The following is an 887-nucleotide window of genomic DNA, read 5'->3' on the forward strand; positions in this document are numbered from 1 at the left end:
CCGACGATTGATGAGGACCTGGGCGGGCACATTGAACCGGATGTCGCCGCGACCGTGCGTTTCCCCCTGCAAGGCAGTTGGCCGCCGGACGGCTATCTGGAAGTGATCTTCCTGGTGAGCAGCCCCGATAACACCATCGAGCATCGGATCGGCCGCCAGGTCGACGATATTCCGCCGACACCTGGCGGGGACATGCTGTTCACGGTCTACCCCAAGGAGCTTTTGCGCTTTGACGGCCACTTGGTAGAGGTGTTCTACGCCCACACGCGCCCCGGCAGTCGGCCGCAGGAATCCCTGCGTTTGCAGGTCATCGTGGGCGAACTTCAACGCACGATGCCTGCACCGATCATCGAGAAGGCAATCAGTGGTCAGTTGAATCCGGATGATATCGGCGAGCATGTGAAGGTGTTTGCACCCTTCACAGAAACAAAACGGGCGGACTGGATTCGCATGCACTGGATCGGTCCGGGGGCCCGTACCGAAATTGCCGTTCAGGTGCCCGTAGACGGTGCCACCACCGAGCACTACATCGAAAGCTACTACGTGACCAACAACCTGAATAAATCAGTGATGGTCTTCTATACGTTGCGCCGTGGTGAGGAGAAGCTGCGTTACTCACAGATCACCGAGGTGCGGGTCAGCCGTGACGTGGGCGATTTGCCTGCGCCGACATTGCTCGAAGCGCAGGCGACCGGACCCAATACCGCCGAGCTGGACCCGCTCAAGGTGCTGCTCGGCACCAAACTGGTGGTGAGCTACGTGGGCATGAGCGGCGATGACTCGATCAAAGTCACCATGGACGGCGCGGGCGATGGCGGCTCGCCGGATATACCGGTCAAACCCGGTAATCAGACGTTGCAGAAGGTGGAGTTCGACATCACCAAGGC

The 887-nt window shown here is 59.9% G+C and carries 1 protein-coding gene; it reads left to right on the forward strand.

Annotation, left to right across the window (positions count from 1 at the left end; genetic code table 11):
* On the forward strand, positions 1 to 887 hold an 887-nt coding region (locus J1G35_RS30600), incomplete at both ends, for a hypothetical protein (protein ID WP_223016871.1).

It is taken from the genome of Pseudomonas sp. SH10-3B (assembly GCF_019891415.1).
Lineage (GTDB): Bacteria > Pseudomonadota > Gammaproteobacteria > Pseudomonadales > Pseudomonadaceae > Aquipseudomonas.